This window comes from Paracoccus sp. (in: a-proteobacteria), from assembly GCF_047973135.1.
Taxonomy (GTDB): domain Bacteria; phylum Pseudomonadota; class Alphaproteobacteria; order Rhodobacterales; family Rhodobacteraceae; genus Paracoccus.
The window spans coordinates 1-13,247 of the sequence record NZ_JBKEBL010000203.1 but is presented as its reverse complement, the minus strand read 5'-3'; the positions used below and the strand labels follow the sequence as shown (position 1 = coordinate 13,247).

Here is a 13,247-nt window from a genome sequence, read left to right as displayed (position 1 = left end):
CATCGCCATCGCCCGCGCCCTGATCATCCGCCCCGACCTGATCGTGCTGGACGAGGCGGTCAGCGCGCTGGATGTCCGGGTCCGCGCGCAGGTGCTGGACCTGCTTGCGGGTCTGCGCGGCAGCCATGGCCTGTCCTATCTGTTCATCAGCCATGATCTGTCGGTGGTGCGCGGCATCTGTGACCGGGTGCTGGTGATGGACAAGGGCCGCATCGTCGAGGATGGCCCGGCGGATCAGGTCATCGGTGCCCCGCGCCACCTGACGACACAGCGTCTTGTGGCAGCCATGCCGCGCTTTCCCGCAAAATGGGTGCCGTCAGGTCGAATGTGACGAGGCCGGAATACCGGCGGTCCCGAAAGTTGACCTGATCCGAAGCCAACAGCGGCATCGGACCTGTTGCCGAGGTGATCGCGGTCAGAGCCGGGCGAAAAAGCTAGCCCGTGGCCGGTCCGACGTCAGGACAATCGCATTTGTCTTAAACACATGGCAAGTCGTCGGGAATTCAGCGCAGTAAGGGCTTTCCCTAGTCCATTATTTCATCTGATTTGACATATTCTGACTTTTCTGAATCCCTGTTCTCTGAACGGATTTTGAGAGGATGTCGGGATGGGCGAATGCGGGCTTCGGGCGAAATATGTGGTTCGGCTTGATGCCGATGAGCGGGCGCGGCTGGAAGGGATGCTCCGCAGGGGCCGGGACGCGGCCTACCGGCTGCTGAAGGCGCGGATCCTGCTGAAGGCGGATGTGTCGGGCGGCGGCTGGAGCGATGCGCCAGAAAGGATTGCCTGTCGCCTTCGTGACCGCCGCCGCCCTCGTGCACGAGATGATGGAGGCCCGCGACGAAAAACGCCTCCTGCAACTTCAGCGCAAACTCGCCAAGGTCAATCTGCTGATCATCGACGATCTGGGATTCGTCCCCCAGAGCAAAACCGGCGCCGAGCTTCTGTTCGAGCTGATCTCACAGCGCTACGAGCGAGGATCCACCCTGATCACGTCGAACCTGCCCTTCGAGGAGTGGACCGAAACCTTCGGCACCGGACGCCTGACCGGCGCGCTGCTGGACCGGCTGACACACCACCTCAACATCCTCGAGATGAACGGCGAAAGCTACCGCCTCAATCAAAGCCGCGCCCGCCTCGCCGCCGCTGACAAATGAACCTCACAGAATTGGCCTGACGGCCAATGCGCCGAGAAAAGCTGGCCAAACTGCGCGGCTTCGCCGATCTCGCCGACGTCGTCCAAGGCGTCGATTTCGTAAACGGCAGCAAACCAGGATCAGGCCGCCGCATGAAAAGCCCTTGGACACCAGATTTGACAATAGCTCCGTTTTGCCCCCCAACACAAGGCTGCCCCGGCAAGCCAAAACCAGCCCGCCGGGGAAATTGTCAGGCTTATTCCGCTCGCTCGGACAGAAGATCGGCCAGTTCGGCTTGCAACGCATCGACGCGCTGCATTGCCTCTTCGACGGCGTCTGCGGTGCGGGCCGCGCCGGCCTCTCCCACGAAGAAGAAATGATTGCCACCGACCTGAATGGTCAGCCGATCACTCAGCCCATGCACCAGATTCTGCAACTGATCCCAGTTTGCAGCTGGCAGGGCGCCCGGAACCTCTTTCATGCTGCCCTGATAGCGGGTTTGGACAGTGTTGGCATTATACAGCGTCCAATAGCTGCGATCGAGCAGGCCGTGGCGCGCATCCAGCGTTGAATTGCCCTCCAATACAATGACATAGGGGTAGTTGGTGAATTCGAACGCACCATAGTCCAGCGCCTGCGCCAGATGATCAAAGACATAGGCGCCATCCCGGTAAACCTGGCCGTAACCTTGCAGGGCGATGGGAATATCACCCACATAATCAGTAACATATATACCTTCGGGAATTGCGGTGTCGGTGCCGCCGATCTGGGCCGTTTCCGCCAGTTGCCTCAGCCAACCGGGATAGGCATTGGGCCGGGTGGCATAGCCGGTCGCGGCCATGTCATATTCGCGCGAATAGGCAATCAGCCCCGGCAAACCCGGCGTGGCGGCCAGCGATATGAACGTGTCAACCGGCAAACCCGCCGCGTTCAGGGCCTCATAGGCAGGCTGAACCACCTTGCCGCCCATGCTCCATGCCATGACGACAAGCTCGCCCGACAGGTCGTTGTCCTTGATCACATGACGGCTGATCTCGGCGATCTGCTTGCCCCAGATCTCTGCGGTGAAATCCGGCGCGGCATCGCCGATCATCCCGCTTGTGGTGGCGATCGGATAGGATAGCGCCAGGAAATTATAGCCTTTTTGTGCAAGATGATGGGCCAGAAAATCCTCGGGCCGCGCGCCTTCATGGCCGCCATAGGCGATCCGCGCGGCATGATGTGCCCCCGGAATAAAAACGATCAGCGGTTTGTCTGTCTCACCCTTCTGGAAATAGGCGACGGCAGGATACCCCGCCGCGTCCTTTCTGACTTCGCCGGGCCAAAGATTGTCAGCCAGCGCGGTTTGCGGCAACAGGCTTATGCTGGTCAATGCCAGTGCAAGCAGCCCCCGCTTGGCGAATGTTGTTGTTTTCATGGTTTCCTCCTTCACCTGAAATTCAGTCGCCCCGGTCCATTTCAACCAGATCGCGGTCGGATTGTGCCGCCTTCATTCGGCGGCGCACGATGGCACTGGGGAAAATCGGCAGCACGAAGCCCGTGATCGCGATCAGCCGCAAGGCAATCGACAGCGGCGACGCCAGCGGAATGGTCCAATCCCCGTCCGAAATCGTCATCGCGCGGCGCAGACTGACCTCCATGTGATTGCCCGGAACGACAGGCACCAGCGGCACCTCCAGCTTGCGCAGCACCCAGCCCACAACCCCGAAAAAACCACCATCTACAGTTCGAAATTCGACCCCGAGATGCCATAGACCCCCACGAAAGAGATCATCGCGACCACGGGCATCAGGTACCGCGACGGTAGCAGCAGAACACGGGCGAACATGCTGACCATCGGGATATTCATCGCCAGCAGCATGAAATTGGCGATAAACTGCGCCGCAATCAAGCCCCGACCACATCGGGATTGTTGTTGAACAGCAGCGGCCCCGGCGTGATGTTCATCGCCAGCAGAACCGCCGTGGTCCCGGTTCCGGGCACGCCAAGCGCCAGCATCGGCACCAATGCCCCGCCCGCAGCCGCATTGTTGCCGGCCTCGGGTGTGACAACCCCGCCACCGAGGCGCCCCCCCGCCTCGGATCACGCATCCTGTCGCCGCCCTTCATGGAAATCCGACAGGTCATGGCCATCGTCAAGGGGCGCCCCAGTGCCGCAAGGGCCTTGTGCGATTTCAGTGCGGAACTCGCCCGAACCCGAAAGACCGGGGGCGGGATGGATGAGAAATTGGGATTGCTTCCACCATCCGCATTGACGGTGCCGCTCTTGTTGCACACATTTCAATTCTCGCGGATGAAACATCCTGACTGCATACTTGCCTGGAAGAGGGCGAAGCGTCTGGCTCTCTTGGTCTGGGCGGGACAGAAACCTGCGATATTACGCTTGGCGATGATCTGCGCACAGCGCATATGACCATCCGGCGCGCCAATGGCGACACGGTTGAAACCGCGTTCAACCTGCGGCTTTATAACGGCCGCGAGCGCGGGAGCTTTGCCCTTGGCGGTTTGTTACCCTTGGTGTTTCGTGGATTTTTGGGAAAGGCGGCATGACAATGCGGGATAGGATCAAGGCGGTTTTCTATCGTGGCGGCACCTCCAAGGCGGTGGTGTTCAACGGGGCGGATCTGCCAAAGGATCGGGCACGGTGCGACGCCATCTTTCTAGAGGTGCTGGGCAGCCCTGATCCTTATGGGCGGCAGCTCAATGGCATGGGGGGCGGGATTTCCTCGCTTTCCAAGGTGGTGATCGTCGAACGTTCCACACGCCCCGATGCAGATGTGGATTACACCTTCGTGCAGGTCGCCGTGGATGCGCCGGTTGCAGATTATGGTGCGGCGTGCGGGAACATGTCCTCCTGCGTCGGGCCTTTCGCGGTGGAAGAAGGGCTGGTCAAGGCCGCCGATGGTGAGGCGCTGGTCCGCATCTACAGCACCAATACCAGGCAAATCTACCATGCCCGTTTCGCCGTTCGGGACGGATTGCCGGTTGAAAAAGGCGATATGGCCATTCCCGGCGTGGCCGGAACTGGCGCGCCGGTCAAGCTGGACTTCATGGCGCCGGGCGGCGCGGCAACGGGCAGGCTGTTGCCAACCGGGCATGTGCGCGATGTGCTTGAGGTTGAAGGGTTGGGCCGGATCGAAGCCTCGATGATTGATGCGTCAAACCCGGTCATCTATGTCCGCGCCTCGGATTTGGGCCGGACCGCGGCAGAGCTGCCGCAGGATCTGGAGGGCGATGCCGGGCTGATGACCGGGATGGAGGCCATTCGCCGCGCCGGTGCCGTCGCAATGGGTATGGCCGAAACGCCTGAGGCCGCAGCATTGTCCAACCCGAAAATCGCCCTTGTCGGTGCGGCGCGTGCATTCACGGCGCTGGATGGCCGGGATTACGCACCCAATAGCCATGATGTCGGTATCCGCATTATTTCCATGGGAAATTTTCATCGCGCCATTACCCTGACGGGCGGCATGTGCACAGCCGTCGCCGCACGGATCACCGGAACATTGGTCGCCGAGATTTCAAAGGGACCAGAAACCCTGCGTATCGGCACGCCATCGGGTGTGTTGCCTGTCAGCGCAGATGTTACCAATGGCCCGGACGGCTTTGAGGCGATTTCGGCCAGCACATTCCGCACCCAACGCCGCCTGATGGAAGGGGCCGTTCTTTTGGCCAGGTAAAACAGCGCCCGAGGCGCGGCATTCGGTTCAGAATATGCCGGCGGTCGCCTTGAGCACCTTGGCCCCGCCGATATGCGCCTCCTGCAGATCTGCGGCATGCATCCGATCACCGGCTTCAAGCGCATCAAGCACAAAACCATCGCTCCGCAGGCCCTGAGGTTCCAGAATCTGGCGCAGCTCGTAACTTTCGCGATAGGCTTCAAGGGAATCGATCAAGGCCGCAAACGTCCAGCCGCGCCCCTCGTTACGTTCGATCCACCCCTCACCTGCGATCCGGGTCAAAACACGCCGCAATTGCAACCGGGTCACTCCACAGCGCCGCATCAGGTCATTCTCGCTGCCCCTTTCGGGCAGCAGGCGGGCCAGCTTTTTCATCTGTAATCCGAAGGTCGATCGCCTCATCAGGGTTTCGTGCCAAGCGTGCTGCGGCTCATCGGCCTCGTCGTTCCCGTGCCGGATTTCCCGACGCTGTGCCGCCGCGCGCAATCGTTGCAGATTGCTCCGGGCATCCGGCCAGGCGCGGGTCCGGTGACGCTGATCGTGGGCAGCACAGGGCTGCGTTTCCACAACGGGCGCGACTGGATGCAGGAGAAGCACAGGCTTGCGAAGGTGCGGAAATCATGGCGCAAGCTGCATATCGGCCTTGCCCCTTCGAGCGGCGAGATCGTCGCCTCTCACCTGACGACCGGGCAAATCGGCGATCCCGATGCCCTGCCTGATCTGACCGGTCAGGATGTCGAGTTGATCATCCCACCGCAGGGGAACGCCGTTCCGGGCGATTGCAGGCTGCGCAACGCCCATATCGACGTGATCGCCGGGCATGGCCCCATTGATCGGCAAAACACCGGCTAAGCTCAGCGCTCATGCGGCCATCCTTGCGGCGTGGGCCGCCGAAGTGCCTTTGCTGCCAGAACGCCTGGCGCGCGGTTATGCGCAGCTTTACGACGACCATGTGCTGCATGCGACCGATGGCTGCGATTTGGATTTCCTTCGCGCGCCGTGAAGGCACGGCCTATTCCTCTTCCGCATCGGGTTGCACAAGGGTCAGCTCGCCCGCCGCCTCAAGCCTGCGGATGGCTGCGACGACTTCGGACGACGCCTCTTCGGCGTCACGGGCGCGGACAGTGCCAAGCGACTCGATTTCTTCGCGCAGGCCGTCGGCCATGCGCTGCGACAGGTTGGCCAGAATGAACTGCGCTGCCGCCGCCTCGGGTTCGGTGGTCGCCGCAAGGGCGCGGATCAGGACCGGCTGATCGACCTCGCGGACGATACGGGGGACGTCGCGGGGCAGGATCCGCGCCGGAATATGGGCAAAGATGAAGATCGCGCGGCGTACCCCGCCGGCAAAGCCCGCATCCGACTGTTCCAGCACGTCAAGCACCTCGTCGCGCAGATCGGAACTGGCGAAATTCAGGATCGCGCCCATGCGGTCGCTGGCGGGCGTATCGATGGCGGCGCGCGGCAGGGCATCGGCGGCCTGCAACAGAACCAGCCCGACCCGGCGCAGCGCCTGTTGTTCGACATTTCCGGTCAGCGACATGGCCTGCGCCACCGCGCGCGCCCGGTCACGGGGCAGTGCGGTAAAGGTGGCCGAGGCTACAGCGACCGGCAGTTTCGACAGCATCAGCGCCACAAGTTCAACCGCCTCGGAATTGGCAAGGGCCAGCACATCCACTTTCGACAGCCCGGCGATTCGCTGCCAGGGATCGCCGCGCCCGGACATGGCGGCCAGACGGCGCAGCCGGTCGGTACTGTCTTCGGACAGTTTACCGCCCAGCATGGCCAGCGTACCGTCCAGATCGCCGGGAAAGGTAACGCCCACAGCCTCCAGCCGGTCACAAAATTCACTGATCACGGCATCGCGGGTCTGCCGGTCGATCAGTTCCATGCCGGCCATTTCCTCGGCCAGCAGGGTCTGCGCCTCGCTGTTCAACTGGCCAAGGCCGATCCCGTCCTCGTCATCCAGCAAAAGCCGCACGATCACCGCAGCTTTCTGCCGCGGATTGAGTCCCACCTGCATTCCCATCGTCTTGCCCCCGATCCACCGTCTGTCATCAATGACGGTCAATCTGGCACGACTTGGCTAATACACCGTTACCGGGAGCGGAAATTTATGCGGGATTTTAACCAAATACCCGCGCAAAGATTGTATCGACATGTTTGGTATGATAGCCAAGGTCGAATTTTTCCTCGATCTCGGCGGGGGACAGGGCTGCCGTCACCTCGGGATCGGCCAGCAGTTCCTGACGGAAATCCTTGCCCTGTTCCCAGACCTTCATGGCGTTGCGCTGCACCAGACGATAGGCATCCTCGCGCGATACGCCGGACTGGGTCAGTGCCAGAAGAACCCGCTGGCTCATGACCAGACCCTTGAATTTGTTCATGTTGGCCAGCATGTTTTCGGGATAGACGACCAGCTTGTCAATCACGCCAGCCAACCGGTTCAGCGCGAAATCCAGCGTGATGGTCGCATCCGGCGCGATGCCGCGTTCGACCGAGGAATGGCTGATGTCGCGTTCGTGCCAAAGGGCGACATTCTCCATCGCGGGCACCACGGTCATGCGGACCAGACGGGCAAGACCGGTCAGGTTTTCAGTCAGGACCGGATTGCGCTTGTGCGGCATGGCAGAGCTGCCCTTCTGGCCGGGGCTGAAAAATTCCTCGGCCTCCAGAACCTCGGTGCGCTGCATGTGGCGGATTTCGATGGCGATGTTCTCGATGCTGCTGGCGATGACGCCAAGCGTGGCAAAGAACATCGCGTGACGATCGCGCGGGATGACCTGGGTGCTGATCGGTTCCGGACGCAGGCCCATTCTGGCGCAGACATGTTCCTCGACCGCCGGGTCGATATTGGCGAATGTGCCGACCGCGCCGCTGATCGCGCCGGTCGCGACCTCGTCACGGGCGCGTTCCAGCCGCGCCTTGCCTCGTGCCATTTCCGCGTAAAAGCGGGCGAAGGTCAGGCCCATGGTCGTCGGTTCGGCATGGATACCGTGGCTGCGGCCGATGCGCACCGTGTCCTTGTGTTCATGGGCGCGGCGTTTCAGTGCGGCCAGCACCCTGTCCATATCGGCCAGCAGAATGTCGGCGGCGCGCACAAGCTGGACGTTCAGCGTGGTGTCCAGAACGTCCGACGATGTCATGCCCTGATGGACGAAACGCGCCTCGTCGGCACCGATATGTTCGGCCAGATGGGTCAGGAAGGCGATGACGTCATGTTTGGTCACGGCCTCGATCTCGTCGATGCGGGCGACGTCGAATTCCACATCCTTCGCGCGCCAGACGGCCTGCGCGTTCTCGCGCGGGATCACGCCCAGATCGGCCTGTGCGTCGCAGGCATGGGCCTCGATCTCGTACCAGATGCGAAACCTGGTTTCGGGCGACCAGATTGCGGTCATTTCCGGGCGGGCATAGCGAGGGATCATCAAAGGCTCCTTTCGGTTGGCGGGGGCATAGCCGTCCCGCGCGACAGGGGCAAGTTTCGATGCGCGGCAATGGCGCGGGCGATCAGGCCGGGCACTTCGGGGGCAAGGCCGACAGGGTCCAGCCGGAGACCGGCAAAGCCCGCCCGGTCCAGAGCGCCGGGCAGGTCGTCGCGCACATGATCGGCCCGCAGCGCGAAAAGCGGCAGGCTGACAGCACGGTGCAGCCCCTGCGCGGCGTTAACAACGAACGGTTCCTGTTCGACAAAACCGGTGACGACCCGGGCGAAATGCAGAGCGATCCGGTCGGCAATCGCGCGCGTCACCGTCGCACTGGCCTGTGATCGCTGCGAGCCATGGGCCGACAACAGCAGAGTCGTTTCGGCCAGTGCCCAACCCTGTGCGGCAGCGGCCCGCGCAGCCGTGTCGAGGATCAGCGCAGGCAGTGCCGGATCGGTGCCAAAGGGGCGCATGACCTGCGCGCCCCCTATCCCGGCCCCGGCCAGCTTGCGCGGAAGCTGTTGCCGCGTGAACCAGCCCTCGGCCATGAACATCGGATAGATCAGGCAGCCATCGGTGCAGGCAGCAGCCAACGCGCCCGGCATGGCCAGCGTCGCACCCCGCACCTGACAGCCGGGATCGCAGGCCGCCACCTGCGCGGCCAGTTCCTCGATCGCGCGTTCCTGAGGCTGGGGGTCGCCCGGCTGCCCGTGCGAGACGATGACCGCCAGCATCAGTCGCGAAAGAAGGCGGCGAAGGCCTCGGGCATCGGAAATTCGGTCAGCGCCCGCGCGCGCGCATCGGCCGACATCTTGCGGGCGGTCTTTTCGATGATGCGAGGCATCTTGTCGTCGGGTTGTTCAGCCATGAAATCGCCCAGATACCAGCGAATGAAGGTAAAGCAGATCACGTCCTCAAGCGCCTGAACCTCGGGGTCGCGCTTGATCCCCTGCTTGGTCAGCATCCGGCCCGCACGCTCTACTGCATTGCCGTCATATCCCGCCCCGGCCATGATCGCACCCACGCGGGCGGCATGGCGGCGGCCCTGCTCGGTGCGCCATTGCAGATAGCCGGCGCGGTCCATCGGATAGTCGCCGCGCGGCAGAAGCCAGCGTTCGATATGCTGGCCCCGGCAGGCGATGCGCAGCGGTTCGCTGGCATCGGGGAACAGCCGTGCCTGTTCTGCCGACATCCGCTGACCGTATAGCAGTGCAGCGGGCTGTCCGTCCTCTTGCGTCGGATCCTGGGCATTTGCCGCGTCGATGGCGGCGAAAGCGTGGTCAAGCCGGGTGTTCATGCAGGTCTCCGTCCTTTTGCCGCAGTTTCACCCGCTGGCGGGGCGGTCCGCAAGGTTGTATTGCAGAGATATGAATGGCTGGGGCGAATATGTGCTGGCATGGGCCTGCTTTCTTGGCGCGCATGTCATTCCGGCGGTGCCCGGGCCGCGCGGTCGGCTGATCGCGTGGCTGGGGCGGCGCGGCTATCTGGCTGCATTCAGCCTGCTGTCGGTGGCACTGCTGATCTGGCTGGTGCGGGCTGCTGCCGCACCGCCTTTCGTGCCGCTATGGGACAGCGGCGCAGCGGGCAGATGGCTGGTCAATCTTGCCATGCCCGTGGCGGTGCTGCTGGGGGCCTGCGCTGCGGGCCTGTCGGGGCTGATCGCGGCCTTCGCGATCTGGGCTGCGGCCCATCTGATCGCGAACGGGGATCTGGCCCATGTAATCCTGTTCGGCGGCATGCTGGGGTTTGCGCTGACCGGGCTGGTCCGCTCGGGCCTGCCGCGCCGGTTCCGGGCCAGCCTGCCGCGCCTGCTGCTGGCCGCCGCAATCTGGGGCGCGCTGATCCTGCTGCATCCCGTGATCGTGGGCCTGCCGCCCTGGCCCTGACAGGGTCAGGCCAGACGAAAGCCGTGGGGTATCCGGTCGCGCCCCTCAAGGATCAGGTCGGCCATGACGGCCGCAATGCCGGGGGCCATGCCGAACCCGATCTTGAAGCCGCCATTTGCCACGAAATGCCCCACCCGGCCCGGCCACGGCCCCAGCACGGGTGCACGCGACCTGGCGCGGGGGCGCAGTCCCGCCCATCGGTCGATCACCGGGGCATCGGTCAATGCCGGACAGATCGCCCGTGCCCTGTCGATCAGCCCCTCAAGCTGCGCGTCTGGCCGGTCATGCGCAAACTCGTTCTCGGAGGTCGAGCCGACGGCCACCGTTCCATCGGCATGCGGAACGATATGCAGCCCATCCGCAAAAATCTGCGGGCAATCCGGCACGGCAAGGCGCAGCAGCGCCGACTGGCCCTTGATGCCCTTGCCGGTCTCGCGGCCCAGATCTTCGCCCAGCATCGCAAGACCCGCGCTGCCCGTGGTCCACAGCACGGGCGCGGCGATCCGGTCGGGTGCGGCGGTCTGGCCCTCGATCACCTCGCCCCCCCGCTTGCGGATCGCCCCGGCCAGAGCCAGCAAGGCGGCGCGAGGGTTCAGGCGCGCGGTCAGGTTGTCATGCAGCCACAGCCCCGAAGGGCTGAGCGGTCGCAACCCGCCAGCGGGATCGCCGGTCAGCGTCATCGCCAGACCGGCAGGCCACCGCTGCCCCGCCGCCGCAATGCGGTCTCGCAGGCGATCGGCGCTGTCCCTGTCCGCGACCGGTTGCAGCCGTCCGGTCCGCCCATAACCCGAGGGCAGGCCCGACATGGCCTCGACCTCCGCCCAGAAGCCGGACGCCATCAACAGGCTGTCCAACTGGAAGGCCTTCTTGTCGTTCCAGTTATCCGGCACATGCGGGGCCAGCGCGCCCACCGTCCCCCCGGACGATCCGGCGCCAATCCGCGCGGCCTCGATTACCCGGACCCGCGCCCCCCGGCGCGCCATCTCGCAGCCGCAGGCGAGGCCGAAAATTCCTGCGCCGATGATGGTGATACTTGTCAAACCGCCCGCCCTTTGCCTAGCTGCGCCGTATGAGCGACCTAACGGATAGCGGCGGGGCGGACCAGCCCGGCCTGGAATGGCGCGAGGGCGGGGTGCCGGTCTCGACTCGTTTCGACGACCCGTATTTCAGCATCGCGGGCGGGCTGGCGGAAACGCGGCATGTGTTTCTGGCCGGAAACGACCTGCCCGCGCGGCTGCGGCCCGGCTTTCATGTGGCAGAGCTGGGCTTTGGCACCGGGCTGAACTGCCTTGCGCTGGCGACGCTGACGCAGGTGCCGGTCGTCATGACCAGCTTTGAGGCATTTCCGTTAAGCACCGCGCAGATGGCGACCGCCCATGCCGCCTTTCCCGAACTGGCACGGCTGGCAGCGGAATTGCGGGCGGGCTGGGGTCATCAGACGATTCGGGTCGGACAGGTCGAACTGAACCTGATCCCCGGAGACGTGCGCCAGACGCTGCCCCGCTGGGACGGTCGCGCCGATGCGTGGTTTCTGGACGGTTTCTCCCCTGCGAAAAACCCCGAGATGTGGACCCCGGAGGTGCTGGCCGAGGTCGGACGCCACACCGCCCGCACAGGCAGCTTTGCCACCTATACCGCCGCAGGCCATGTCCGCCGCGCGCTTGAGGCCGCAGGTTTTACCGTCACCCGCCGCCCCGGTTTTGGTTACAAGCGGCACATGAGTTCAGGAAAGTTAAATCTCCCTCAGATTGAAAGTTAATACAAACTAAGCTTTTCTGTTCAATTTTTGTATATTCTTATGTATGCCCACCTCACGCGCCCAAAGTGCAAACAATCCGAGTAACGAGTGAGGTCGTAGCAAGAATGAAATATCTGTCAGTAATCCTTGCAGCAGGTGCTGCTATCGGCATGATCGGCACTGCGGAAGCTGCCACCCTGCCTTCCGGCTGGACCAGCACCGGCAATGCCGGTGTCGCATCACCGAACGGCAACATCGTCGCGCCGCCGTCGCAAGGTCCGGACTATTACTATGTTTCGACCTATGGCGGTGCCTATGGGGGCGGGGCACTTCAGGGTGTCGGCGGCAGTGGTTCTGCGACGAATGGCAGCCAGATCACGACCAGCTCTTTCGCCGCATCCGCCGGAGAGACGCTTGAATTCTATTTCAACTATCTTACCAGCGACGGCGCGGGCTTTGCCGATTATGGCTGGGCGCGCCTGCTTGGCGAGACGGGCGATCAGGTAGCTCTGCTGTTCACGGCGCGGACGACATCCTCCGGCTCCAGCGTTCCGGGCTATTCGATGCCCGCTCCGGCTGCGACGCTGGACCCCGCGACCGTGCCTATTCACAGCGGGACGACCTGGGACGTGATCGGCGGCTCGTCCGGTTCGTGCTTCAGCACCGGCTGCGGGTACACAGGCTGGGTGCAATCCACCTATGACATTGTTGCGAATGGCGTCTACAAGTTGCAATTCGGCGTGACCAACTGGGACGATACGAAATACGACAGCGGTCTGACCGTTGCAGGTGCCAAGGTCGGAAATACCCAGATCACACCGGCCCCCAGCCCGGTCCCGCTGCCTGCTGCAAGCTGGCTGCTGGTTGCCGGGGTCGGGGCGCTTGGCCTCTGTCGCCGCCGCTCTGCCTCGCAGAATTCGTGAACGCGGCCACACCGCGCATCATGACCACGCCAAGGCCGGCCCGGCATCGGACCGGCTTTCCCACTGGCAGCGCAAAACGCGTTCCTCAGCGCCCCAGACGGTGATGCAGGCGCATCTGCAACAGGTTCACCCCCGGATTGCGGTCGCCAAGTTTAGCATTCGACATATGCGCCACGCCAAGCGACAGTGCGTTGCCGTCGGTCAGCCGATAGCCAACGGCAAGCTGGCTTTGGAATTCCAGAGCAAGGCCCAGATCATGCGCATCGTCGCTGCTGTGGTAATAGCCCGGCATCTCGCTAAGCTGTACGAACCAGCCGCCTTTGCCCAGATCGCGCGTCGCAACCAGCCCGGCACCGATGAAGCCGTTGCTTTGACCATCGCGGTACAGCCCGGCAGTCAGCCCCAGATCAAAGCCCATCCACGAGGTGAAGGGGTCGTGGTGGTATTCCACAGTTCCGAACGCGCT

17 protein-coding genes and 2 pseudogenes are annotated in these 13,247 nt (G+C 63.5%); 9 read left to right on the top strand and 10 right to left on the bottom strand.

The genetic code is table 11. The features are described from left to right. Positions 1 to 331, top strand: a pseudogene (locus tag ACK5L9_RS15920) (microcin ABC transporter ATP-binding protein); the annotation flags it as partial. A 412-nt stretch (positions 332 to 743) separates the two neighbouring features. Next, complete coding sequence (locus ACK5L9_RS15915; RefSeq protein WP_416912450.1) at positions 744 to 1,157, top strand: ATP-binding protein; 414 nt, start codon at positions 744 to 746, stop codon at positions 1,155 to 1,157. A 235-nt stretch (positions 1,158 to 1,392) separates the two neighbouring features. Here the strand turns inward: ACK5L9_RS15915 and ACK5L9_RS15910 are convergent, their stop codons facing one another. The 3 genes and pseudogenes from ACK5L9_RS15910 to ACK5L9_RS15900 all read right to left on the bottom strand — a co-directional run bounded on the left by ACK5L9_RS15910 (position 1,393) and on the right by ACK5L9_RS15900 (position 3,134). Next, complete coding sequence (locus ACK5L9_RS15910; protein WP_416912449.1) at positions 1,393 to 2,553, bottom strand: hypothetical protein; 1,161 nt, start codon at positions 2,551 to 2,553, stop codon at positions 1,393 to 1,395. 22 nt (positions 2,554 to 2,575) lie between these two features. Beyond that, positions 2,576 to 2,827: a hypothetical protein gene (locus tag ACK5L9_RS15905; protein WP_416912448.1), complete on the bottom strand. Its 252-nt coding sequence runs from the start codon at positions 2,825 to 2,827 to the stop codon at positions 2,576 to 2,578. A gap of 29 nt (positions 2,828 to 2,856) precedes the next feature. Beyond that, positions 2,857 to 3,134 (bottom strand): annotated as a pseudogene (locus tag ACK5L9_RS15900) (tripartite tricarboxylate transporter permease). A gap of 410 nt (positions 3,135 to 3,544) precedes the next feature. Between ACK5L9_RS15900 and ACK5L9_RS15895 the strand changes: the two are divergent. Continuing rightward, positions 3,545 to 3,685 carry a hypothetical protein gene (locus ACK5L9_RS15895; protein WP_416912447.1) on the top strand — a complete coding sequence of 47 codons (141 nt, stop codon included), beginning with the start codon at positions 3,545 to 3,547 and terminating at the stop codon, positions 3,683 to 3,685. Then, the gene (locus tag ACK5L9_RS15890; RefSeq protein WP_416912446.1) at positions 3,682 to 4,812 is read left to right on the top strand and encodes a 2-methylaconitate cis-trans isomerase PrpF family protein; all 1,131 of its coding nucleotides are present in this window, start codon (positions 3,682 to 3,684) and stop codon (positions 4,810 to 4,812) included. The genes ACK5L9_RS15895 and ACK5L9_RS15890 overlap by 4 nt, the downstream gene beginning before the upstream one ends. A gap of 27 nt (positions 4,813 to 4,839) precedes the next feature. Here the strand turns inward: ACK5L9_RS15890 and ACK5L9_RS15885 are convergent, their stop codons facing one another. Further along, the gene (locus ACK5L9_RS15885) at positions 4,840 to 5,214 is read right to left on the bottom strand and encodes a hypothetical protein (protein ID WP_416912445.1); all 375 of its coding nucleotides are present in this window, start codon (positions 5,212 to 5,214) and stop codon (positions 4,840 to 4,842) included. Between the two features lie 9 nt (positions 5,215 to 5,223). On the opposite strand from ACK5L9_RS15885, the gene ACK5L9_RS15880 reads away from it, so the two are divergent. After that, positions 5,224 to 5,664, top strand: coding sequence for a transposase (locus ACK5L9_RS15880; protein ID WP_416912444.1), 441 nt, complete (start codon positions 5,224 to 5,226; stop codon positions 5,662 to 5,664). Continuing rightward, entirely contained in the window at positions 5,642 to 5,815 is a 174-nt protein-coding gene (locus tag ACK5L9_RS15875) for a hypothetical protein (RefSeq protein ID WP_416912443.1), read from the top strand. The genes ACK5L9_RS15880 and ACK5L9_RS15875 overlap by 23 nt, the downstream gene beginning before the upstream one ends. 9 nt (positions 5,816 to 5,824) lie before the next feature. Here the strand turns inward: ACK5L9_RS15875 and ACK5L9_RS15870 are convergent, their stop codons facing one another. From ACK5L9_RS15870 to ACK5L9_RS15855, 4 genes are all read right to left on the bottom strand, one after another. After that, positions 5,825 to 6,832: a FliG C-terminal domain-containing protein gene (locus ACK5L9_RS15870; protein WP_416912442.1), complete on the bottom strand. Its 1,008-nt coding sequence runs from the start codon at positions 6,830 to 6,832 to the stop codon at positions 5,825 to 5,827. A gap of 103 nt (positions 6,833 to 6,935) precedes the next feature. Then, the gene (purB, locus tag ACK5L9_RS15865; RefSeq protein WP_416912441.1) at positions 6,936 to 8,237 is read right to left on the bottom strand and encodes an adenylosuccinate lyase; all 1,302 of its coding nucleotides are present in this window, start codon (positions 8,235 to 8,237) and stop codon (positions 6,936 to 6,938) included. Then, entirely contained in the window at positions 8,237 to 8,968 is a 732-nt protein-coding gene (locus ACK5L9_RS15860) for a CbiX/SirB N-terminal domain-containing protein (protein ID WP_416912440.1), read from the bottom strand. The genes purB and ACK5L9_RS15860 overlap by 1 nt, the downstream gene beginning before the upstream one ends. Next, positions 8,968 to 9,531, bottom strand: coding sequence for a DUF4202 domain-containing protein (locus ACK5L9_RS15855; RefSeq protein WP_416912439.1), 564 nt, complete (start codon positions 9,529 to 9,531; stop codon positions 8,968 to 8,970). Before ACK5L9_RS15855 ends, ACK5L9_RS15860 begins: the two co-directional genes overlap by 1 nt. On the opposite strand from ACK5L9_RS15855, the gene ACK5L9_RS15850 reads away from it, so the two are divergent. Beyond that, entirely contained in the window at positions 9,530 to 10,120 is a 591-nt protein-coding gene (locus ACK5L9_RS15850; protein ID WP_416912438.1) for an NnrU family protein, read from the top strand. The two genes, ACK5L9_RS15855 and ACK5L9_RS15850, sit on opposite strands and share 2 nt — an antisense overlap. A gap of 5 nt (positions 10,121 to 10,125) precedes the next feature. On the opposite strand, the gene ACK5L9_RS15845 is transcribed toward ACK5L9_RS15850, so the two are convergent. After that, the gene (locus ACK5L9_RS15845; protein ID WP_416912437.1) at positions 10,126 to 11,160 is read right to left on the bottom strand and encodes an NAD(P)/FAD-dependent oxidoreductase; all 1,035 of its coding nucleotides are present in this window, start codon (positions 11,158 to 11,160) and stop codon (positions 10,126 to 10,128) included. A gap of 29 nt (positions 11,161 to 11,189) precedes the next feature. On the opposite strand from ACK5L9_RS15845, the gene mnmD reads away from it, so the two are divergent. Together mnmD and ACK5L9_RS15835 are read left to right on the top strand one after the other, a co-directional pair. Beyond that, complete coding sequence (gene mnmD / locus ACK5L9_RS15840; protein ID WP_416912436.1) at positions 11,190 to 11,879, top strand: tRNA (5-methylaminomethyl-2-thiouridine)(34)-methyltransferase MnmD; 690 nt, start codon at positions 11,190 to 11,192, stop codon at positions 11,877 to 11,879. A gap of 104 nt (positions 11,880 to 11,983) precedes the next feature. Further along, positions 11,984 to 12,781: an NF038132 family protein gene (locus ACK5L9_RS15835; RefSeq protein ID WP_416912435.1), complete on the top strand. Its 798-nt coding sequence runs from the start codon at positions 11,984 to 11,986 to the stop codon at positions 12,779 to 12,781. Between the two features lie 85 nt (positions 12,782 to 12,866). Here ACK5L9_RS15835 and ACK5L9_RS15830 read toward each other — a convergent pair. Then, a partial coding sequence (locus ACK5L9_RS15830; RefSeq protein ID WP_416912434.1) for an acyloxyacyl hydrolase occupies positions 12,867 to 13,247 on the bottom strand: 381 nt, incomplete at its 5' end.

Coding starts and splice junctions, on each gene's coding strand:
- ACK5L9_RS15890 (WP_416912446.1), top strand. CDS start 3,682: ATGACAATGCGGGATAGGATCAAGGCGGTTTTCTATCGTGGCGGCACC.
- mnmD (WP_416912436.1), top strand. CDS start 11,190: ATGAGCGACCTAACGGATAGCGGCGGGGCGGACCAGCCCGGCCTGGAA.
- ACK5L9_RS15850 (WP_416912438.1), top strand. CDS start 9,530: ATGCAGGTCTCCGTCCTTTTGCCGCAGTTTCACCCGCTGGCGGGGCGG.
- ACK5L9_RS15910 (WP_416912449.1), bottom strand. CDS start 2,553: ATGAAAACAACAACATTCGCCAAGCGGGGGCTGCTTGCACTGGCATTG.
- ACK5L9_RS15885 (WP_416912445.1), bottom strand. CDS start 5,214: ATGAGGCGATCGACCTTCGGATTACAGATGAAAAAGCTGGCCCGCCTG.
- ACK5L9_RS15855 (WP_416912439.1), bottom strand. CDS start 9,531: ATGAACACCCGGCTTGACCACGCTTTCGCCGCCATCGACGCGGCAAAT.
- purB (WP_416912441.1), bottom strand. CDS start 8,237: ATGATCCCTCGCTATGCCCGCCCGGAAATGACCGCAATCTGGTCGCCC.
- ACK5L9_RS15915 (WP_416912450.1), top strand. CDS start 744: ATGTGTCGGGCGGCGGCTGGAGCGATGCGCCAGAAAGGATTGCCTGTC.
- ACK5L9_RS15860 (WP_416912440.1), bottom strand. CDS start 8,968: ATGCTGGCGGTCATCGTCTCGCACGGGCAGCCGGGCGACCCCCAGCCT.
- ACK5L9_RS15870 (WP_416912442.1), bottom strand. CDS start 6,832: ATGCAGGTGGGACTCAATCCGCGGCAGAAAGCTGCGGTGATCGTGCGG.
- ACK5L9_RS15835 (WP_416912435.1), top strand. CDS start 11,984: ATGAAATATCTGTCAGTAATCCTTGCAGCAGGTGCTGCTATCGGCATG.
- ACK5L9_RS15895 (WP_416912447.1), top strand. CDS start 3,545: ATGACCATCCGGCGCGCCAATGGCGACACGGTTGAAACCGCGTTCAAC.